Source organism: Streptomyces sp. NPDC050121, from assembly GCF_044460385.1.
GTDB classification, from domain to species: domain Bacteria; phylum Actinomycetota; class Actinomycetes; order Streptomycetales; family Streptomycetaceae; genus Streptomyces; species Streptomyces soliscabiei.
In genome coordinates this window covers 35,463-56,183 of sequence record NZ_JBITJV010000020.1, presented here as the reverse complement: position 1 = coordinate 56,183, position 20,721 = coordinate 35,463, and the positions used below count along the sequence as shown (strand labels likewise).

Annotated in this window: 14 protein-coding genes, 2 tRNA genes, 1 other RNA gene and 2 pseudogenes; 13 read left to right on the top strand and 6 right to left on the bottom strand. The window is 72.0% G+C overall.

Translation table 11 applies throughout. The annotated features are described in order from the left end of the window. Window positions 1–37 precede the first annotated feature (37 nt). Together ACIBTS_RS27805 and ACIBTS_RS27800 are read right to left on the bottom strand one after the other, a co-directional pair. The gene (locus ACIBTS_RS27805) at window positions 38–1,273 is read right to left on the bottom strand and encodes an SWIM zinc finger family protein (protein ID WP_399322945.1); all 1,236 of its coding nucleotides are present in this window, start codon (window positions 1,271–1,273) and stop codon (window positions 38–40) included. Continuing rightward, entirely contained in the window at window positions 1,270–4,101 is a 2,832-nt protein-coding gene (locus ACIBTS_RS27800) for an SNF2-related protein (RefSeq protein WP_399322943.1), read from the bottom strand. The genes ACIBTS_RS27805 and ACIBTS_RS27800 overlap by 4 nt, the downstream gene beginning before the upstream one ends. Window positions 4,102–4,366: 265 nt before the next feature. Here ACIBTS_RS27800 and ACIBTS_RS27795 point away from each other — a divergent pair, with 265 nt between their 5' ends. The 7 genes and pseudogenes from ACIBTS_RS27795 to ACIBTS_RS27765 all read left to right on the top strand — a co-directional run. Continuing rightward, the gene (locus tag ACIBTS_RS27795) at window positions 4,367–4,678 is read left to right on the top strand and encodes a hypothetical protein (RefSeq protein ID WP_399322942.1); all 312 of its coding nucleotides are present in this window, start codon (window positions 4,367–4,369) and stop codon (window positions 4,676–4,678) included. A gap of 128 nt (window positions 4,679–4,806) precedes the next feature. Further along, entirely contained in the window at window positions 4,807–5,055 is a 249-nt protein-coding gene (locus ACIBTS_RS27790) for a hypothetical protein (protein WP_399322941.1), read from the top strand. Then, window positions 5,052–5,453 (top strand): DNA-binding protein, encoded by a 402-nt coding sequence (locus ACIBTS_RS27785; protein ID WP_399322939.1) that lies wholly within the window; start codon window positions 5,052–5,054, stop codon window positions 5,451–5,453. The genes ACIBTS_RS27790 and ACIBTS_RS27785 overlap by 4 nt, the downstream gene beginning before the upstream one ends. Window positions 5,454–6,099: 646 nt before the next feature. After that, entirely contained in the window at window positions 6,100–7,188 is a 1,089-nt protein-coding gene (locus ACIBTS_RS27780; RefSeq protein WP_399322937.1) for a hypothetical protein, read from the top strand. Window positions 7,189–7,215: 27 nt separating this feature from the next. Beyond that, window positions 7,216–7,467, top strand: coding sequence for a hypothetical protein (locus ACIBTS_RS27775; RefSeq protein ID WP_399322936.1), 252 nt, complete (start codon window positions 7,216–7,218; stop codon window positions 7,465–7,467). 228 nt (window positions 7,468–7,695) lie between these two features. Beyond that, window positions 7,696–7,917, top strand: a complete 222-nt coding sequence (locus tag ACIBTS_RS27770; protein WP_399322934.1) for a hypothetical protein — start codon at window positions 7,696–7,698, stop codon at window positions 7,915–7,917. 222 nt (window positions 7,918–8,139) lie between these two features. After that, window positions 8,140–8,475 (top strand): annotated as a pseudogene (locus ACIBTS_RS27765) (site-specific integrase); the annotation flags it as partial. 79 nt (window positions 8,476–8,554) lie between these two features. Here the strand turns inward: ACIBTS_RS27765 and ACIBTS_RS27760 are convergent. Beyond that, window positions 8,555–8,642: transfer RNA gene (locus ACIBTS_RS27760), tRNA-Ser, on the bottom strand. A 71-nt stretch (window positions 8,643–8,713) separates the two neighbouring features. On the opposite strand from ACIBTS_RS27760, the gene ffs reads away from it, so the two are divergent. From ffs to ACIBTS_RS27730, 6 genes and pseudogenes are all read left to right on the top strand, one after another. Next, window positions 8,714–8,812, top strand: an RNA gene (gene ffs / locus ACIBTS_RS27755) — signal recognition particle sRNA small type. A gap of 79 nt (window positions 8,813–8,891) precedes the next feature. Next, window positions 8,892–11,279: a DNA polymerase III subunit gamma and tau gene (locus tag ACIBTS_RS27750; protein WP_399322932.1), complete on the top strand. Its 2,388-nt coding sequence runs from the start codon at window positions 8,892–8,894 to the stop codon at window positions 11,277–11,279. 197 nt (window positions 11,280–11,476) lie between these two features. Further along, window positions 11,477–12,763, top strand: coding sequence for a phosphoribosylamine--glycine ligase (gene purD, locus ACIBTS_RS27745; protein ID WP_399322930.1), 1,287 nt, complete (start codon window positions 11,477–11,479; stop codon window positions 12,761–12,763). Window positions 12,764–13,122: 359 nt separating this feature from the next. Continuing rightward, window positions 13,123–14,407, top strand: a pseudogene (locus ACIBTS_RS27740) (hypothetical protein); the annotation flags it as partial. 1,695 nt (window positions 14,408–16,102) lie between these two features. Beyond that, complete coding sequence (locus tag ACIBTS_RS27735) at window positions 16,103–17,626, top strand: N,N-dimethylformamidase beta subunit family domain-containing protein (protein ID WP_399322929.1); 1,524 nt, start codon at window positions 16,103–16,105, stop codon at window positions 17,624–17,626. 143 nt (window positions 17,627–17,769) lie between these two features. Beyond that, window positions 17,770–18,669: a phosphoribosylaminoimidazolesuccinocarboxamide synthase gene (locus ACIBTS_RS27730; RefSeq protein WP_399322927.1), complete on the top strand. Its 900-nt coding sequence runs from the start codon at window positions 17,770–17,772 to the stop codon at window positions 18,667–18,669. Between the two features lie 68 nt (window positions 18,670–18,737). Here ACIBTS_RS27730 and ACIBTS_RS27725 read toward each other — a convergent pair. The 3 genes from ACIBTS_RS27725 to ACIBTS_RS27715 form a co-directional block, all read right to left on the bottom strand. Then, window positions 18,738–18,813: transfer RNA gene (locus tag ACIBTS_RS27725), tRNA-Gly, on the bottom strand. Between the two features lie 37 nt (window positions 18,814–18,850). Then, the gene (locus ACIBTS_RS27720; RefSeq protein WP_319673703.1) at window positions 18,851–19,459 is read right to left on the bottom strand and encodes a response regulator transcription factor; all 609 of its coding nucleotides are present in this window, start codon (window positions 19,457–19,459) and stop codon (window positions 18,851–18,853) included. Further along, entirely contained in the window at window positions 19,456–20,706 is a 1,251-nt protein-coding gene (locus tag ACIBTS_RS27715; RefSeq protein WP_399322925.1) for a sensor histidine kinase, read from the bottom strand. Before ACIBTS_RS27715 ends, ACIBTS_RS27720 begins: the two co-directional genes overlap by 4 nt. Between the last annotated feature and the right edge of the window lie 15 nt (window positions 20,707–20,721).

Here is a 20,721-nt window from a genome sequence, read left to right as displayed (position 1 = left end):
TCTGCTCGTGGTGCCTGGTCAGCGGGGATTCGCCTTGTTACTCCCCGTTCTGCGACCAGACCGCGGTGAGCGCGGTGACCGGGTCACTGTCGGCTGGTGCCGCGGGCCACCATTCGCCGTCGTCGTCCTGGAGGTAGGGGTACCAGCGGGCGTCGGGGCCCAGACGCAGCTGGATGCCGTGGTGGATGAGGGTGAGGCGGTTGCGCCAGGTTCGGAGGTGGGTGGGGGAGTCGGTCATCTCGGCGAGGGCCGCGTCCAGGGCGGTGCGGGCGGCCTTCATCACCGTCGGGTCGGGGGCGTAGGACTGTTCGGCGACGGTGATGCCCGTGGGGCCGCCATAGCGCCAGGCGCGGGTGAGGCGTGCGAAGGCAGTGGGTCTGGTGCCGGTGTTCTGGATCAGGTGGTGGAACCACTCGGGCCCGGGGTTGCTTGCGGCGATGCGGACGGCGTCCTGGTGCTGGGTCAGGTGCAGGTCGGCGGTGTCGCCCGCGAGGAGCCGGGCGGCGCGCGCAGTGGTGTCGGCCATGAGGCGTTCCAGGTCCGCGGCGGCCAGGCCGGTGCCGGGTGGTGGGGCGACGGGCAGTGCTGTGGTGTGGGCGGCGGGTTCCGGGAGTTCGGGCAGTTCGGGGGACTCTTCGGCCCACCGGGCGTACGCGGCGGCGGCCGGGATGCCGGCCGGTGCCGGTGGGGCGGCCGTCTTCTCTGCTGCCGTACGGAGTGCGCGCAGTTGGGCGAAGACCTCCTCGCGACCGCGGCCGCGCAGCGTGAAGAGAACGAACGGGTCGGTGTCGATGGTGGCGGCGATGGCGTAGCAGAGCGCGGCGGCGTGCTTGCAGGGGTGTCCCCAGTCGGGGCAGGAGCATTCGGGATCGAGTTCGGTGGGCTGCGGGAGCAGGGGAACGCCGGCTTGGTGGGCGTCGTCCACGAGTTCGGCGGGCATCTCGTCGTCGAGAAGCGCCGCGAGGTGTCCGGCGCGGGACGCGATCGCGTCGAGCAGGGTGTCCCACTGTGTGTCGGTGAGGACGGGCAGGTGGACGGCGGAGCGGTAGGGGCGGGGCCTGCTGCCCTGGACGGCGGCTTTGACCTGGCCGGGGGCGATGGTGACGGCGCCGACCATGCCCCGGCGGGCGTAGGTGCGTCCGCGGGACAGGCGCCCCGAGTCCAAGGTGGAGTCCTCCAGGGCCGTCACCCATGCCTGGCCCCACCAGGTCGCGGCGAAGGCACGCCTGCCGCGGGCGGGCGCGCGGCGCTGGCCGGGAAACGAAGGGCTCATGTCTGCCTCCCCAGGGCGACGAGTTCGGCGAGGTCGGCATCGGACAGTTCGGTCAGGGCGGCCTCACCGGAGCCGACGACGGCGTCGGCGAGCGCGCGCTTGGACTCGAGAAGCTTCGCCACCTTGTCCTCCACGGTGCCCTCCGCGAGGAGTTTGTGGACCTGTACAGGCTTGTCCTGGCCGATGCGGTAGGCGCGGTCGGTGGCCTGGTCCTCGACGGCCGGGTTCCACCAGCGGTCGTAGTGCACGACGTGGGTGGCGCGGGTGAGGTTGAGGCCGGTGCCCGCGGCCTTGAGGGAGAGCAGGAACACCGGCACCTCGCCGCGCTGGAAGCGGTCCACCATCTCCTCGCGCGCGGTGACGGGGATACCGCCGTGCAGGAAGAGGGTGGGGACCCCTCGCTCTGCGAGGTGCTTCTCCAGCAGGGTCGCCATCTGCTTGTACTGGGTGAAGACCAGCACCGACTCGCCCTCGGCGGTGATGGTGTCGATCAGTTCGTCGAGCAGGTCGAGCTTGCCGGACCGGCCGCGCAGCGGTGTCGACTGGCGCAGGTACTGGGCGGGGTGGTTGCAGATCTGCTTCAGCGCGGTGAGGAGCTTCAGAACCAGACCGCGGCGGGCGATGCCCTCGGCTTCGGCGATCTTCGTCATGGCTTCGCGGACCACTGCCTCGTACAGGCTTGCCTGCTCGGCGGTCAGTGGTACGACGCGGTCGGTTTCGGTCTTGGCGGGCAGTTCGGGTGCGATGCCCGGGTCGGACTTCCTGCGGCGCAGCAGGAACGGGCGGACAAGACGGGACAGCCGGTCGGCAGCCTGTGGGTCCTGGCCCGACTCGATCGCTCGGGCGTGGCGGTCGCGGAAGGCCGTGAGTGGGCCGAGGAGTCCGGGGGTGGTCCAGTCGAGGAGCGCCCACAGTTCGGAGAGGTTGTTCTCCACGGGGGTGCCGGTGAGGGCGACGCGGGCGCGGGCGGGCAGGGCGCGCAGCTCACGGGCGGTGACGGCGTAGGGGTTCTTGACGTGCTGGGCCTCGTCGGCGGCGATCAGCGACCATGCGTGCTCGGTGAGGGTCTCCCGGTCGCGGCGCAGGACGCCGTAGGTGACCAGGACGATCTCGTCATCGGCGAGGTCCTTCAGGTGGCGGTCGCCGCCGTGGTAGCGGCGCACGGGGACGGAAGGCGCGAACCTGGCGGCCTCGCGCTGCCAGTTGCCGAGCAGAGAGGTGGGGCAGACGACGAGCGTGGGGCCGGCGGTGGTGGGGTCGGTCTGGCGGTGCAGGTGCAGAGCGAGCAGGGTGATGGTCTTGCCCAGGCCCATGTCGTCGGCGAGGCAGCCGCCGAGGCCGAGTGCGCACATCTCGGCCAGCCAGGCCAGGCCCCGCTTCTGGTACTCGCGCAACGTGGCCCTGAGGGCGGCGGGCTGGGGCACGGGGATGCGGGACTCGGGATCGCGGATACGAGCGACCAGGTCGCCGAGCGCACCGACCGCCGCACAGGGGACCCGGTCACCGTCCCTCCCCCAGCCTCCGGCCGGGGGGACCCCCATCTCGCTTCGCTCGGCCTCGCCGGTCAGCGCGGCGCTCAACGCCTCCATGGGGGTGAGCGGTTCCATCCGGCGGCGCTTGGCGCGGGCCACCAGCTTCGGGTCGGCGACCACCCACTGGTCGCGAAGCCGGACGAGGGGACGGCGTGACTCTGCGAGGGCATCCATCTCGGCCTCGGTGAGCGGCTCGCCGCCGAGGGAGATCTGCCAGCGGAAGTCGAGGAGGGCCTCGGTGTCCAGCAGGCCGCCCGCGGTGGAACCGGGGGCGGTGCGCTGCCCGATCTCCGCGGTCGCGGTGAGCGCCTTGACCAGTTCGCGCGGCCAGTGCACGTCGACACCGGCCGCGCGCAGCGCGTCTGTGGCGTCCCCGAGGAGATCGAAGGCTTCGTCGTCGGTCAACCGGAGCTGATCGGGAGCGGCATCGTCGAGCAGCCTCCGCAGCGGGGGCCAGGCGCGGGCGCCGCGGCGTAGGGCGAGCAGGGTCTCGGTCTCGGCGCGGGGGCCGAGCAGCCGCTCCACTTCGGTCGGCTCGCTCCAGAGTCGTGCGGCCTCGGTGACGAGCGCCGGGTCCGCCGCGGTGTGCAGTTGCAGGACGGCCCGGAACTGCCGTCGGCGTGCATCGGGTACGTCGACGCGCAGGGAGACGCTGACCTCGGCGGTGAGCGCCGCCTGGGTTTCCTCGGCCCATTCACGCAAGGCGGGCACGGCGCGGGCCTCGCGCCAGGCGTACGGCAGCGCTCCCATGGCGAGCGGCGCGGCCGGCGTACGGACCAGATCATCGGCGACCGCGTCGCAGAACTGTCGTACCAGCGCAGCTGGTTCGGCGATCCGTATCGGAGCAGGGCCAGGCTCGGGCAGGCAGTGGGCGTGTGGCGGGAAGGCGGCGGCCAGGGCGTCCAGCGTCTGGCGCTGGGCGGCGGTGAAGGGACCCGCCTGCCAGGTGTCGTAACCGGCGGGGGTGAGGGCCGGGTGGAGGCGGCCGTCGGCGAGCAGCCGCAGCGCGAAGCGAGTGGCGGCCTGCCAGGCGGCGCCGGAGGGATGCGTCGGCTGCGCAGTGACCAGGGCGGAGACGGCGACGACGACAGGCAGCGCGTAACCCTCGACCCTGCGCCGCCTGACCGAGCGGCCGTGCGGCAGGACCAGCTCCACCGCCTCGGTCTCAAGGCCGGCGGGCGCCATACTGTCGCCGGCTGCTGCCCCGGTCGGCTTCCACAGCAGCAGCCGCCCAAGGCGGGCGGGCTCACCGGGCAGGAACACCGCCGCCCAGCCGGCGCCGAGCAGCTCCCTCACGAAGGCGGATGTTTCCTGCCGGGCCAGCGGCGGTACGCTCCTCGCGCCCGTACTCGGCTCTCGTACGACGACTCGTGCCACTCTCTTCCGCCCTGTCGCTTGCCGACCCTCCCCTGGGGGCGCTCACTACCGAACCCCACCAGGCAACGGCACATGTTGGCAACCGCGAGCCTTGGCTTGACTGCCGGCGACGGCGCCACGACGGATATGCCGCTGCTGAACACACGGGCCCCTCAACCGTGCGGTGCAGCGCTACGGTGAGGTCATGAGCACCTGGGCCCCGGCCGCGCTGGAGGCGTTGATCGAAGAGGCCACCGCCGACGCCTACGGCGAGGATGAGCAGCTCACCGGTTTCTTCACGATGATCGAGGAGAGCCTTGCCGTGCCGTTCACCACGACTGTTCTCGGCGTCGAGGTGAGCGTGGTCGGTGTCGATCTGGCCGAGGACGGACGCGTGGTCGCACGCTGCGCCCGGGGTTCGGTCCGACAGGACATCGGAATTCTGGACCTGCCGCTGCCGGAACCCGCCCCCGAGGGCTGGCAATGGATCGAGGCATACCGCTACTGGGCCTGCTGAACTGGCGCGTCGCACAACTGCCCAGCTGAGCTCCTGCTCGACCGGACAGTTGCCCCGGCTGCCGCTGACGGGGCCGACTGCGGGGAATGGACAGCACGTAGCGCGCATACCGCAGTATGCTTGCGGCTATGGCTGACACCACACGCATCACGGTGACACTCCCCACCGAGCAGGTGGCGGAGCTGAAGAAGATCACGGACAACATCTCCGGCTACGTGGCCGAAGCGGTCGCCAGGCAGATCCGGCACCAGCTCCTGGGGGCCGATCTGCGCAGCCACACAGACGAGCACGGGGCCTTCAGCGAGGAAGAGCTGGCCGAGGCGCGGGCGCGGATCTTCGGTACGACGTCGGCCGCCGGCGGCGCGAGCGCCGAGTGAGCGGGCACATTGAGACCGTCGTCCTGGACAGCGAGGGGCTGTCGGCCTGGGTGGCACAGGACCGGAAGGTTCTGGCGATATTTCAGGTGTTCCACGACATGGGAGCGGACCTTGTCGTCAGCGCCAACACCATCGTGGAGGCGAGCCACGCCAGGGCGAACCTGCCCCGACTGCAATGGGCGCTCTCCCGGGTCAAGGTGGAGCCGATCACGGAGGCAGCGGCCAAGGCGGCGGCCCAACTGCTCAAGGGAACCGGTCTGCACGGACATAAATACGCGATCGACGCCACAGTCGCGGAAGCGGCCTTGCGTCAGCCTGGCCCGGTCGCCATCCTCACGTCGGATGTCGATGACATGACCCGGCTGTGCGGCAGCAAGGTCCGGATGATCGGGCTATGACCGCGACATCGTCCTGGGGCCATGGACAGATCCGCGTGGATCCGCCGAGACCAGGGTCGCCGCAGGCCAACCCGTGATGGGCCGTGTAGTCGACGCCCAGGACCGGAACGCCGGGGACGGAAGGTCGGTCCGTACGTCCTTGTCCGAGCGCGGCGGGGCCGGTGGAGCAGTCGGTAGCACCCGGGGCCGTGAACGGCTGCGTGGCCGGAGCCCTCGTCTTTCATGGTGCCGTGAGGTGCGGCCAGCTCTACTCGGTTTCGAGAAGCCCTCTCAGTGCCGACGGTAAGGATGTTCCAGTCGAGGGAGGGTTCGCCGGACACCGGTTGGCGAGGACCTTCGTGCCGACGCTCAACGTGGCGATGTGGTGCGCCTGAGCTGCCGGTACTCCGCGTCCTGTCCGGTCAGCTGCGCGGCGAAATCATCACGTCTCGTTCGGAGCGCCCGTTTGCCGCTCCGCGTGCCTGCCAGCCCAGTCCTTTAACCCATCTGACCTGCGCGTCAGCCCAACTCTGCTGAGTCTGACGAACCCATCCAAGCACGCCTGGCGGCCATCGCCCTCGCTTGGACGGACGGTACCTACCGCGCATCAATGACCACAATGGATGAAAATGGTCGAAACATACGCCAAAACCGCGGAGGCGTGGCGATGCGCGGCAACGCCGAGAACGACGAGGGCTCCGTCGAGGACTACGACGACGAACACGGTGACGAACTCGACGCCGAGGACAGTGACGAGTACGCCAATCCCGAGGCTTACGACGAGGAGTCGGCATCGTTCGAAGAGGAGCCGGCGTTCTACGACGAGGAGGACGCAGCCGGTGCGAGCCCTGACGTCTTCCTCGACGTTCCGATCCTGAAGGTCGACGAGATCGACCTGGACGTCGAGGATCTGCGGGCGCATGTCTCGCTGCAGGCCGAGGTGCTGGATCTGCTCAAACTGAATGTGGGCGCCGACGTCTCGCTCGGCCGGGTGCACCTGGGCATCTCGGGTGTCGAGGCACAGGCCCAGCTCAAGGTGCGTCTCCACCACGTCGCGAAGATCATCGACCGAGTGCTCACCACTCTCGACCGCAACCCGGAGATCCTGCACGAGCTGGCGCGTGGAATCGGGTCCGCCGTACAAGATGTCGGCGGCGGAGCCCGTCAGGCCGTGGGGGAGCTGGGTACGGGTGCCGGAAGGGCCGTCCAGGAGGTCGGCCGGGGGGCCGGAGCCGCCGTACAGGATGTCGGTCAGGGAGCCGGGAAGGCCGTTCAGGACGTGGGGCAGGGCGCCAGGGCTGCTGTCCAGGACGTGGGCCGGGGCGTCGGCTCCGTGGCGCAGGATGTCGGTCAGGGAGCCGGGAGGGCCGTTCAGGAAGTGGGGGTTGGTGCCGGGCGCGCGGTGGAGGATGTCGGCCATGAGACGAGCCGGACGGTCGGAAGCGCCGGCGAGGCGGTGGACAGCACCGCCGGGAGCGTGGCCGGACAGGCCGCGGGTGTGACGGAAGCGGCAGCCGACACGGTACAGGGCGGCGGCCACGCCGTTGCGGACGCCGCTGAGACGGCGAACGCCACCGCTGAACGGACCGAGCCGGCCGAGCCGCGTGCGGCGCGCAAGGGCGCGGAGGGAGAGCGGGGCCGGGCCGGCCGGAGTCAAGGCGGCACCCGCACGCGCCGGGTGCGCGGAGAGGACGGGAAGCTGCCGCCAAGATCCAGTCGCCTACGTACCGCCAGGGAGCCGGCGGAGCCGCCCTGAACGCGAGGGGCGGGAGCCGGGAGCCCAGTGGGGGACATCTTGTTCCGGTCGACGGTCCACGCCGAACGGCTCCGCTTCACGCAGGAACCCCAGACAGTCGTTCGCTTCCCCGGCACCGGGAAGCGAGAGTCGACGAGCCACAGCGACCGGACCCACCTACCGGACCTGGTCATCCCCGGTCAGGAATACCAGGACGTCACCGTCGCCTACTACCTTGCGACCCGGCTCACCAGGGAACCTGAGGCCGGGCGGAGCGGTGACGACGACACGGACAGGTGATTCGCAGTGCCAAAGGTCGCGGAGTCGGCAACATGGTGATTTCCGCTTCGGGCGGGACCGGCCGGTGGTGGGACCAGAGTCGGAGGAGGTCCGGGAGCGGGCCTCCGCGGCGTCGGTCATGACTGGCCAGGGCGCGGGTCTGGTAGAGCCGACGCCATAACTCGTAGATCAGGACGGTTCTCCACAGGGCGGCGGGCATCGAGGCGAGTGGCGGCCAGGCAGTGCCGGATGGTGTGGACCGAGAGCCGCGAGAGCTGGCCGGGTATCAGCCGGCGGCCTCGCTCTCGTCGGTGCGAGAAGTCCGCGCTGATCTATCAGCACTCCGACGACGAACGGCAACGGGAGGTCGCCGCCGGTCTCGACGACCTGCGCGCGCAGCGTGCGAAGCACCACAACGACGACCCTCCACGCCGACCCGCGCACCACAACGATGAGGCTGACGAGAGCTAATGGTGCGGTTGTGCGCGCCCTTCGCACCGGTCTAGACAACAAAGAACCCCCGGGTGCTCGACCTGGGGGTTACTCTCTGGAGCGGGTGACGAGAATCGAACTCGCGCTCTCAGCTTGGGAAGCTCGGGTCGTCCACAGGCGATTCCTGCGCTGACCAGTGGCGGAATCGCTCGCGGGGCCGGGCCGGTCGGGAGCGCGCTCCCCACCATTCCCCGTGGTTTGCGGATCGCGGCCGGTGCCGACTGGGAGGGCAAGGGGTACGTCTTCGCCTCGCCGATCGGCGGAGCGTTGAGCCCGAACACCGACTTCCACACCTGGAAGCGGTTGCTCCGGGACGCCGGTGTCCGGAACGGCCGTCTCCATGACGCTCGACACACCGCCGCCACCGTCCCGCTGATCCTCGAAGTCCCGGACGTCGTGATCGACTCGATCATGGGTTGGGAGCCCGGCGGAGCGGCTCGGATGCGCGCCCGGTACATGCACGTGACCGGGACCATGCTTTGCAAGGTCGCGCAGCAAGTCGGCGACGCGCTCTGGGAGATCCCGAAAACGAACTGAGACGGAAAGTGAGACGGACAACGACGAAGGGCCCCGCTGCAAGCAGCGGGGCCCTTCGACATCGTGCCCGGTGAGGCACTGGCGGAGGATACGAGATTCGAACTCGTGAGGGGTTGCCCCCAACACGCTTTCCAAGCGTGCGCCCTAGGCCTCTAGGCGAATCCTCCGCCGCAAACAATACAAGACGTTGAGGAGTGCTCGCGAACTCGTTCCCCCCGCTCAGATCCTGTAGCCTGTGCGAAGCCCCTCACGCGGCGCTATCTGACTGAACTCCCCCAGGGCCGGAAGGCAGCAAGGGTAGGTTGGCTCTGGCGGGTGCGTGGGGGGCGCTTGCGTTTCTCCGGCTCGGCGATGCCCAGGGCGCCCGGGATCGTGCGTGGGGCCCGATGTCAGTGGTCGCCTATAACCTCGTATGCGTGTCGTCTCTCGCGCTGTACCGCCGCTATCGCCCGGAGTCGTTCGCCGAGGTCATCGGGCAGGAGCATGTCACCGACCCGCTGCAGCAGGCGCTGCGGAACAACCGGGTCAATCACGCGTACCTGTTCAGCGGGCCGCGTGGGTGCGGGAAGACCACCAGCGCGCGCATCCTGGCCAGGTGTCTGAACTGCGAGCAGGGACCCACGCCGACTCCGTGCGGGGAGTGTCAGTCCTGCCGTGACCTCGCGCGCAACGGGCCCGGCTCCATCGACGTCATCGAGATCGACGCCGCCTCCCACGGTGGTGTGGACGACGCCCGTGACCTGCGGGAGAAGGCCTTCTTCGGGCCCGCCGGAAGCCGCTACAAGATCTACATCATCGACGAGGCCCACATGGTCACGTCGGCCGGTTTCAACGCGCTCCTCAAGGTCGTCGAGGAGCCGCCGGAGCATCTGAAGTTCATCTTCGCCACCACGGAGCCCGAGAAGGTCATCGGCACCATCCGGTCACGGACCCACCACTACCCGTTCCGGCTCGTGCCGCCGGGGACGCTGCGGGAGTACCTCGGCGAGGTGTGCCAGAAGGAAGGCATTCCCATCGAGGACGGCGTGCTGCCGCTCGTCGTGCGTTCCGGCGCGGGATCCGTGCGTGACTCCATGTCCGTGATGGACCAGCTCCTCGCCGGTGCGGGTGACGCGGGTGTGACATACGCCATGGCCACCTCCCTGCTCGGCTACACGGAGGGCTCCCTGCTCGACTCCGTCGTGGAGGCCTTCGCCACCGGTGACGGCGCCGCCGCCTTCGAGGTCGTCGACCGGATCATCGAGGGGGGCAACGACCCGCGCCGGTTCGTCGCCGACCTGCTGGAGCGGCTGCGCGACCTCGTGATCCTCGCCGCCGTTCCGGATGCGGCGGAGAAGGGGCTGATCGACGCCCCGGCGGACGTCATCGAGCGCATGCAGGCCCAGGCCGGCGTCTTCGGCGCCGCCGAGCTCAGCCGTGCCGCCGACCTGGTCAACGAGGGCCTCACCGAGATGCGCGGCGCCACGTCGCCCCGCCTCCAGCTCGAACTGATCTGCGCGCGCGTGATGCTGCCCGCCGCCTATGGAGACGAGCGGTCCGTCATGGCCCGCCTCGACCGCATCGAGCGCGGCGTGAACTTCTCGCCGGGCGGCGGTGGCGGTATGGGTATGCAGGGCGCCCCCACGATGGCCCCCGCCATGCCCGCCATGGGATACGTGCCCGGCCCCGAGGCACACGGCGGCTCCGCCATGGGCGAGGGCGCGTCCATCCCGCCCGGCGGCGGGGCCGCGGCGGCCCGCGCGGCGGTACGAGGGCAGGGGCCCGGGCAGGGACAGGGACAGGCTCCGGGGCAGGCGGCTGCGCCTGCCGCCGGGCCCTCGCCGGTCCAGCCCCAGGCCGCCGCGCCTGCGGCCCCGCCGACGCCCGCTCCGGCTCCCAGTCCCATGCCCGCTCCCGCTCCTGCCGCCCCTCCCGTTGACGAGCCTCCCGCCCAGCCCGCCCCCGGCACCTGGCCCACCCCCACAGCGGCGGGCAGTGGCCGTCGTCCCGGCGGCTGGCCGACGGCCGCCCCCGCGGGTGGTGGTGGACGCCCGCAGACACCCGCCCCCGCCGGGCCCCCGGCCGCCGCCCCGACGGCACCCCCCGCGCCCGCGTCCGCCCCCGCGCCCGCTGCCGCGACTGCGCCTCCGTCCGGCGGCCTCGACCCCCGCATGCTCTGGCCGAACATCCTGGAGGCGGTCAAGAACCGTCGACGCTTCACCTGGATCCTGCTCAGCCAGAACGCCCACGTCGCCGGTTTCGACGGCACGACCCTTCAGCTCGGCTTCGCCAGCGCCGGTGCCCGCGACAACTTCGCGAGCAGCGGCAGCGAGGACGTGCTGCGCCAGGCGCTGACCGAGCAGTTCAGCGTCCAGTGGAAGATCGATGCGATCGTTGACCCGTCGGGCGGCTCGGCGCCCCCGCCGACCGGCGGTTTCGGCGGCGGAGGCAGTGGCGCCGGTGGTGGTGTCGGCGGCGCTCCGAGCGGCTACGGCAGTCCCGGCAACGCCGGTGGCTACGGCAGTCCCGGCGGCTACGGCGGTGGCGGTACGTCCGCCCCATCGGCCCCGTCGGCCATGAACACGCCGGCACCCCAAGCCCAGGCACACGCGCAGGCACAGGCACCGACCGCTTCCGCCGGCACCGCCCAGCACGCACCCGCTTCGGCGCCCGCCCCCGCGGCCCCCGCCCCCGAACCGGTGGCTCCCGAGGACGACACCCCTGAGGACGACGACCCGGATCTCAACGAGTCGGCCCTCTCCGGCTACGAACTGATCGTCCGGGAGCTGGGAGCGACGGTGGTGGAGGAGTTCACCAACGAATAGCGCGAAGAGCGCGAAGAGATGCGCGGGCGAAGAGATGCGCGGGCGAAGAGGTGCGCGGGCAAAGAGGTGCGCGGGCGCGGAGAGACGCGCGAGGCGGGGAGCACGGCGGGTTGTTTGTAGGAACGCACAGTGCCGTCGCGCCCCGGCCTTCGGAAGCCCGCACAAACACCCCGGCCCCGGCCGGTTAGGCTGACCCCGTGAACGTCCTCGTCATCGGCAGCGGCGCCCGCGAACACGCCCTGTGCCGCTCACTGTCCCTCGACCCCGCCGTCACCGCGCTGCACTGCGCCCCCGGCAACGCCGGCATCGCCGAGGTCGCCGAGCTGCACCAGGTCGACGCCCTGGACGGCGAGGCCGTGTCCGCGCTGGCCGTCGAGCTCGGCGCCGAGCTGGTCGTCGTAGGCCCGGAGGCCCCCCTGGTGGCCGGGGTCGCCGACGCCGTGCGCGAGGCGGGCATCCCGGTGTTCGGCCCCTCGAAGGAGGCCGCCCAGCTGGAGGGCTCCAAGGCGTTCGCCAAGGACGTGATGGCCGGCGCCGGTGTGCCGACCGCCCGCTCCTACGTCTGTACGACCCCCGAGGAGGTCGCCGAGGCCCTCGACGCCTTCGGCGCGCCGTACGTCGTCAAGGACGACGGTCTGGCCGCCGGCAAGGGCGTCGTCGTCACCGACGACCTGGAGGCCGCCGCGGCGCACGCGGCCGCCTGCATGGGGGTACCTCCCGCGCCGTCCAGGCAGCGGGGGAGGGTCGTGATCGAGGAGTTCCTCGACGGCCCGGAGGTCTCCCTCTTCGCGATCACCGACGGCGAGAGCGTCGTCCCGCTGCAGCCCGCCCAGGACTTCAAGCGCGCGCTCGACGGCGACGAGGGCCCGAACACGGGCGGCATGGGCGCCTACTCGCCGCTGCCCTGGGCCGACCCGAAGCTGGTGGAGGAGGTCCTTCAGACCGTTCTCCAGCCGACCGTCGACGAGATGCGCCGCCGGGGCACTCCCTTCTCCGGTCTGCTCTACGCCGGCCTCGCGATCACCGGCCGCGGTGTCCGTGTCATCGAGTTCAACGCCCGCTTCGGCGACCCGGAGACACAGGTCGTCCTGGCCCGCCTGAAGACGCCGCTGGCCGGAGTCCTGAAGGCCGCCGCCACCGGCGACCTCGCCGACCTGCCGCCCCTGCGCTGGAGGGACGACGCGGCCGTCACTGTCGTCATCGCCTCGCACAACTACCCCGGCAGCCCGCGCACCGGCGACCCGATCACCGGCCTCGCCGAGGTGGCCGCCGAGGACGCCCCGCACGCGTACGTCCTGCACGCCGGGACGAAGGACGACAACGGGACGGTCGTCAGCGCCGGTGGCCGTGTGCTGTCCGTCACCGCGACCGGCGCCGACCTCACCGAGGCCCGCGAGCGCGCGTACAAGGCGGTCGCGCGCATCGGTCTCGACGGCTCCCAGCACCGTACGGACATCGCAGCGAAGGCGGCTGCGGACGCGTAACACGTGTTCCGAGCGCACGGACCGGCGGGCGTGTGACGCGCGTCTCAGCAGGTACGTCCCAGGCCCCGGGCCTCAGGGAACTCCCCACGGAGGACCCCTGAAACCCGGGGCCTGATCATTGCCCACCGTCATCCACCTTTCCCCAAAGCCATTCCATCGAGTGAGCGCTGAGCTATCCGGCTGACGTGGGCCGGAGTGCCAACTAGGGTGCGGCGCAAGCGTCCCGGCACAGGTTCCGGCACTTGGCCCACCGGCATTGCGATGTCAGTGGGCGGTGCCACAGTGGGGGAGTGAGCACTGCGAAGACAGCCGGGGGAAACAGGACTGCAGGGAGGGGGTGAGGTCCGGTCGTGACCGGTATGGGTGTGGAGGTGGGCGCGCAGGCCGCGCGTGCCCGGGCGCTCGCCGTGCTGCGTATCCGCAGCCGGGCACTCGCTGTCGCGCTGCTGCCCGCGGCAGCCGCCGTGATCCTGCTCGCGGGCGGTTCCACCGGGCACCTCGTGGGCCAGGGGTGGGACACCGCACGCTGGGCCGTGGTCGTCGTCGCGGTCGTCGTGCTGCTGGCCGCCGGTGTCATCGCCCTGGTCGTGGCCCGGGCCCGGCCCGCCGTCAGTCCCACGGTCGCGATCGCCGAGGAGTCGGCCCCCGACCTGTACCGGCTGGTGCGTGACCTCGCCGACCGCCTCGACGTCCCGGCGCCCTCCGCGATAGCGCTCACGCCGGACTGCGACAGCTGGCTGGAGGACCGCACCCACCCGGCCCACGGCCCGCCCCGGCGCCGCGACGGCGACGAGATAGCCGGCGCGGGAGGCCCCCACAGCCCCCTCCACCGTCGTACGACGGCGGCGCCCGTCCTCGTCATCGGCTCGCCGTTCCTGTGGTGGATGCGCGTCGGCGAGCTGCGCGCCGTCCTCGCCCCCGTCGTCGCCGGTACGGGACCGTCCGCGCACCCCGACATAGCCGCGGCCCGGCGCTTCGTGCGCGGGCTGGACGCCGCGGTGGCAGGCTGTGCATCCAGCGGCAACCGGTATCCCGTCCTGCGGCCGGCCTGCTCCGGCATCGGCTGGGTCGCGCGGCTGATGCTGCGCGGCTGCCAGGTCCACGCCGGTGAGATGGAGCGGGGCGTGGCCGCCGCGGCGGCCGAGCGTGCACAGGCTGTGGATTACGGGCTGCGGATCGTCGCCCAGGAGCAGGTGGGGCTGGCGTACGCGGGCTGGGACCGGCTCCTGACACGCGTGGCGCTGCCCGCCTGGCGGATGGGCCGCTGGCCCTCCCGGCTGGACGCCGGGGTCGTCGCCGCCCTCACCGAACTGTCCCGGCGCGACCGCCTGGCCGAGGGCTTCGCCTCCCGGCTCGGTGAGCGCCCCGCCTGCGACCTGCTCGAAGAGCCCGGCACCATCGACGAGGCGGCCTCGCTGCTCGCCGCCCGCCTCTTCCACGGCGGGTCCGCGGACTCCGGCCCGGAGTGGTCGCCGGTGGCCTGGGACGACTACCCGGACGAGGTCGTCGACCGCAAGTGGCGCACCGACGCGGCCCGCCTCCACCGCGTCCTGGACGCCCTCGGCGTCCGCCGCACCCCCGACCCCGCCACCCACCCCCACGGCCCCACCCTGTCCCGCATCCTGGACCACCTGACAACCACCTCCCAGCAACAACCCCACCCCCACCCGGAGACCAGCCCCCACCCGGAGACCAGCCCCCACCCGGAGACCAGCCCCCACCCGGAGACCAGCCCCCACCCGGAGACCAGCCCCCACCCGGAGACCAGCCCCCATCCCGAGGCCGGGCCCCCAATGGCGGACGGTGCCCGTGCGGCGGACGGTGCCCGCGCGGATGGGCCCCGTGCGGCGGATGGGTCGCGCATGGCGGATGGGCCCCACAAGGTGCACGGGCCCCACAAGGTGCACGGGCCCCACAAGGTGCACGGGCCCTATGCGGCAGACGGGCCCTGTGCGGCGGATGACCCCCGCGCGGCGGATGACCCCCGCGCGGCGGACGCGTCCTATATGCCCGACGGGGTCCAGGTGCCGGACGGGATCCACCTGCCGGAAAACTCCCAGTTCACCGGTACCTCTCGGATCGCCGACGACTCCCGCCCGTCGGACAACTCCCACGTCGCGGACACAGCCCATCCGCTGGGCGCGACCCCTCCCACGGACACCTGTTACCCGACGGACACTCCGCGTCCGAGGGACACGGTTGTCCCCCCGGACCCGGTCGCCCCGACGGACCCGCTCCGCCAGGCTGGCCGCCCTCGGCCGGCGAACCCGCCCCGGCCGGAGGACCGGCTCCAGTCGCCGAACCACTCTGAGCAGGTTGACCGCCCCGAGTCGGCCGACCGCCCAGACTCGGCGGGCAGCACCGCGTCGGTTGACCACCCCGGCTCGGTGGACCACCCCGGCTCGGTTGGCCGACCCGAGTCGGCGGGTGGTTCCGGCCGAGCGGACACGACGCCGCTGCCCGAGGTGCCGGGCAGGCCCCCGGCTCCGGAATCGGAATTCGGACGGATGTCCTCCCGGTCTGCCTCCGCCGAATCTCCCACCGCCCCTGCCCCTGCCCCCGCTCCTCACCCCATCCCCACCCCCGACAGTGAGGACCCCCCGCCCCCCAACCCCCGTAGCGCCGCTCTGGCCGCTCGGCTCGGGGTCGAGGTCGGGCGGGAGGAGGCGGTCGCCGCAGTGGCCGCTCCGGTCGGCTCCCCGTTGCCCGGGCAGGGCCCGGACATGGCCCTGTGGGAGGACGACGCGCTCCCCCTGTTCCCGCTCCAGCCCCCGCGCACCGACCGCGAGTTGCTCGCCGACCACGTCACGGCGATGGTCTGCTGCGCCGCGATGGACACCGTCGGCGCGACGCCGGGCCTCGACTGGCTCGACGGCCCGACCCTCCTGGTCGACGGCCAGCGCGTCGCCGACCTGACCCCCCGCGTCCTCAGCCTCGTCGAGGACGGCGACGCGGCCCCCCTGCGCACCTGGCTCGTGGAGCTGGGCATACGACCGGAGAAGCCGGTGCGGCTCGGCTGAGCGCATCCGGGCGCGGTCACCGGTGCGGGCGCGAGGGCCGGCCCCGGACTCCCGCCGCCGCCTGCCACCTACCCCCGCCACCCGCCAACCCCCACCCCTCGGCCCTCACCCGTCAGCCGCCGGATACCTATCGGAGCACCGGATTCCACTTTCGGCCAATTCGCGACGAATAGTGACTGTCTGCGCGCGTTATGTGATGTGCTGGGACCGATAGCGCCCATGGCAAGGGCTTGCGACATAGGACATCCGACATCCGACGAACGCGCACGGCCGCCGCATACGCACGAACCATCACGGGGGCACAAGGGAGGGGAGCACCATGGGACCCGGACCAGGACCGGAGCGCATCCGCCGATGGGAGTCGGGAGCGCTGGCCCACGCCGTGACGGACCCCTTCGGGCAGGGCCCCGTCCCGTGGCTGCGCGGCAGCGAGACGTACTTCGACGACACCGGAAACGTCGTCCCCTGGTACGTGGACCAGACCCCCGCCCCCGCCGCCCCCACCCGCAGCGGGGCACCCCGCGTCCCCGCCCCCCGCGGCGCGGACGCCGCCGGCGGCCCCCGCTCCGCCGACGACGTCCGACGGCAGATCAAGGGCTTCATCTCCACCGGCGCGGTCGCCCCCGGCGACGCCGTCGACTTCCACATCACGGTCGACCCGCCGCAGGAATTCAGCGTCGACATCTACCGCATAGGCCACTACGACGGCGACGGCGCAGCCAAGATCACCACCAGCCCGCGCCTGTCCGGCATAGTCCAGCCCCCGCCCCTGACCGCGGACCGCACGGTCTCCTGCCACCACTGGTGGCTCTCCTGGCGCCTGCAGGTGCCGTCGTACTGGAACGTCGGCGCGTACGTCGCCGTCCTCACCACCGTCGACGGCTACCGCTCCCACGTCCCCTTCACGGTCCGCGACAACCGCCCCGCCGACCTGCTCCTGGTCCTCCCCGACGTCACCTGGCAGGCCTACAACCTCTACCCGGAGGACGGTCGCACCGGCGCCAGCCTCTATCACGCCTGGGACGAGAAGGGCCGTCTCCTCGGTGAGGCCGACGCCGCGACCACGGTCTCCTTCGACCGGCCCTACGCGGGCGCCGGCCTTCCCCTCCACGTCGGCCACGCCTACGACTTCATCCGCTGGGCCGAGCGCTACGGCTACGACCTCGCCTACGCCGACGCCCGTGATCTGCACGCCGGTCATCTCGACCCCGGCCGTTACCGGGGCCTCGTCTTCCCCGGCCACGACGAGTACTGGTCGACGCCCATGCGCCGCACCGTGGAACTGGCCCGCGACAGCGGCACCTCACTGGTGTTCCTGTCCGCGAACTCCGTGTACTGGCAGGTGGAGTTGGGGGCGTCGCCGTCCGGCATGCCCGGCCGTCTGCTCACCTGCCGCAAGCGCAAGGGGCCCGGCAAGCCTGTCCTGTGGCGTGAGATCGACCGCGCCGAGCAGCAGCTGGTCGGCATCCAGTACGCGGGCCGGGTGCCCGATCCGCACCCGCTGATCGTGCGCAACGCGAACCACTGGCTGTGGGAGGCGACCGGCGCGGGCGAGGGCGACGGCATCGAGGACCTGGTGGCGGGCGAGGCCGACCGCTACTTCCCGCGCACGCCTCTCCCGCCCCACGAGGAACGCATCCTGCTCGCCCACTCCCCGTACACCGACGCCGAGGGCGCCCAGCGTCACCAGGAGACCTCCCTCTACCGCGCCCCCTCCGGCGCCCTGGTCTTCGCTTCCGGAACCTTCGCCTGGTCCCCGGCCCTGGACCGCCCCGGCCATGTGGACGCCCGTGTCCAGCGCGCCACCGCCAACCTCCTGGACCGCATCTGCAAACGTGACTGACGCCCGTACGCCGCTCGCCCCACCCGCTGTCCCTGATCGATCCCGATGTACGGGACAATCGACCCACTAGGCCCGCCCGTCTCCCACCACCACCCTGCTCGAGCCCTGCGGGCACCCCTTTGTTTCAACCACGGGGAGGAACCGTGTCCGGATTCGTAGAAAAGCCCGAGCCCCTTCAGGTGCCGGGCCTGGTGCATCTGCACACCGGCAAGGTGCGCGAGCTGTACCAGAACGAGGCGGGCGATCTAGTGATGGTGGCCAGCGACCGCACCTCCGCCTTCGACTGGGTGCTGCCGACCGAGATCCCCGACAAGGGCCGCGTCCTCACGCAGCTCTCCCTGTGGTGGTTCGACCAGTTCGCCGACCTGGTCCCGAACCACGTCCTGAGCACGGAGCTGCCGGCCGGCGCGCCCGCCGACTGGGCCGGCCGCACCCTGATCTGCAAGTCGCTGCGGATGGTCCCGGTCGAGTGCGTGGCCCGCGGCTATCTCACCGGCTCCGGTCTCGCCGAGTACAAGGAGTCCCGCACGGTCTGCGGCCTCGCCCTGCCCGAGGGCCTGGTCGACGGCAGCGAACTGCCCGCGCCGATCTTCACCCCCGCCACCAAGGCCGCCGTCGGCGAGCACGACGAGAACGTGTCCTACGAGGAGGTCGCCCGCCAGGTCGGCGCCGACACCGCCACCGAGCTCCGCCAGGCGACCCTCGCCGTCTACGGCCGCGCCCGCGACATCGCCCGCGACCGGGGCATCATCCTCGCCGACACCAAGTTCGAGTTCGGCTACGAGGGCGAGACCCTGGTCATCGCCGACGAGGTCCTCACCCCGGACTCCTCCCGCTTCTGGCCCGCCGACCGGTGGCAGCCCGGCCGCGCCCAGCCCTCGTACGACAAGCAGTTCGTGCGCGACTGGCTGACCTCGGCCGAGTCCGGCTGGGACCGCGCCGGCGAGCAGCCCCCGCCGCCGCTTCCCCAGCAGATCGTGGACGCGACCCGCGCGAAGTACATCGAGGCCTACGAGCGCCTGACGGGCACCCGCTGGAGCTGACCGCACGGCAAGGCCCCCGACAGACGGCCCATGACAAAGGCCCCGGTCGATGACCGGGGCCTTTGCGCTGGAGCGGACGACGAGGCTCGAACTCGCGACCTCAACCTTGGCAAGGTTGCGCTCTACCAACTGAGCTACGTCCGCACTGCGCCGTGGTGAAGGTGCCGTGGCGCGAGGCCAACTATACCCAACCCCGCTCCCGGGCGACCCGCACCGCTGCGTGCCGGTTCTCCGCCCCGAGCTTGGACACGGCCGACGACAGATAGTTGCGGACCGTCCCCTGCGACAGCGCGGCCCGCTCGGCGATCTCCGCGACGGGTGCCCCGTCGGCCGCGAGTTCGAGCACCTCCGTCTCGCGCGAGGTCAGCGGCGAGTCCCCGGCGGCGATCGCGTCGGCCGCCAACTCCGGGTCGACGTAACGGTTCCCGGCGTGCACGGTACGGATGATCTCCGCGAGCCGCTGCGCGCTCACCGTCTTCGGGACGAACCCGCGTACACCCGCCGCAAGCGCCCGCTTGAGGTGTCCCGGCCGGCCGTGGCTGGTGACGATCAGTGTCTGGCAGTCGGGCAGTTCGGTGCGCAGGGATGTGGCGACCTTCACACCGTCCGCGCCCGGCATCTGAAGATCCAGGACGGCCACGTCGGGCCGGTGCGCCCGCGCCATCGCCAGCGCCTCCGGTCCGGTGGCCGCCTCGGCGACGATCACCAGGTCGTCCTCCAGGGAGAGCAGCGCGGCCATGGCGCCCCGGATGAGGTGCTCGTCGTCGGCGAGCAATACCCGCACCGTCATGAAGTGACCTCTCTCACAGCGGCCTTTCCGCTCAGCGGTATCTCGGCGACCACCCGGAACACGCCCGCCCCGACGAGCCCGGACTCCAGCGTCCCGTCGACCCCCTGCAACCGTTCCCGCAGTCCGGCGAGTCCCGACCCGCCGCCGCCTTCGGCGGGGGACCCGGCGCCGTCGTTCTCCACCGTCAGCACCACATGTCCCTCCGTCCTGCGCAACGCCACCGAGCAGCGCCCGGCGTCTCCGTGCCGCAGCACGTTGGTGGTGGTCTCCCGCACCACCCAGCCGAGCGCGGACTGAACCTCGGCGGGCAGCCCGTCGGCCTCCCCGCACACCTCGCACGCGATCCCGGCCGCCGTCAACACGCCCTGCGCTCCCGCGAGTTCGACGCCGAGGTCGGCCTCCCGGTAGCCCCGTACGACCGCGCGCACCTCCCGCTGCGACTCCTGCGCGATGCGCTGCACCTCGATCATCTGCTCCACGGCGTCCGGCCGTCCGCGCCGGGCCAGCTGCACGGCCAGCTCGCTCTTCAGCGCGATCACCGCCAGATTCCGGCCCAGCACGTCGTGCAGATCCCGCCCGAACCGCAGCCGTTCCTCGGCGACGGCGAGCCGGGCCTCGGTCTCCCGGGCCCGCTCCGCCTCCCAGAGCACGGACAGGGTCCAGGCGCCGCAGCGGCAGGCGAACAGTGAGAAGAGCGTTCCGAACGCGGTCAGCGCCCCGACCATCACGATCCCTGCGGGGTCGGGGTCGGTCCAGGCGAACGCGGCCATGAGCACCACGGCGAGGACGGCGGACCCGCGCAGGCACACCCGCACGGGGGTGACGAGCCCGTACAGCAGCCCGAACGGCACCAGCGCCGCGCCGATGAACAGCCTGATCGCCATCGGATCAGTGCCGCCCTGCCCGGCGAGCGCCAGGATCAGCGCCAGTTCCAGGGCGAGCAGGACGGCGGCGGGCCGCAGGGCGCGGGCCGGGAGTTCGGTGCGGCCCAGGTAGTGGTCGAGCACCGACCGGGTGAGCCGGTTCGCCTCCACGCACTGCAGGACGCCCACGAGCAGCAGCAACCCGCCGACGACCAGCGGCACGGGCCGGCGGTCGAGCCCGCCCACCAGCGGCAGCGCCAGCCAGGACGCGGAGAAGAGCCAGGTCGAGGCATACATGGTGATCACGGTCTGCAACTCGACCCGCTCCGCCTTGCTGCGTTCCCGCCAGTGGCGCCGCTGCCACCCCCGTATCCAGCCGAACACCGTTCCCCGCCCCCT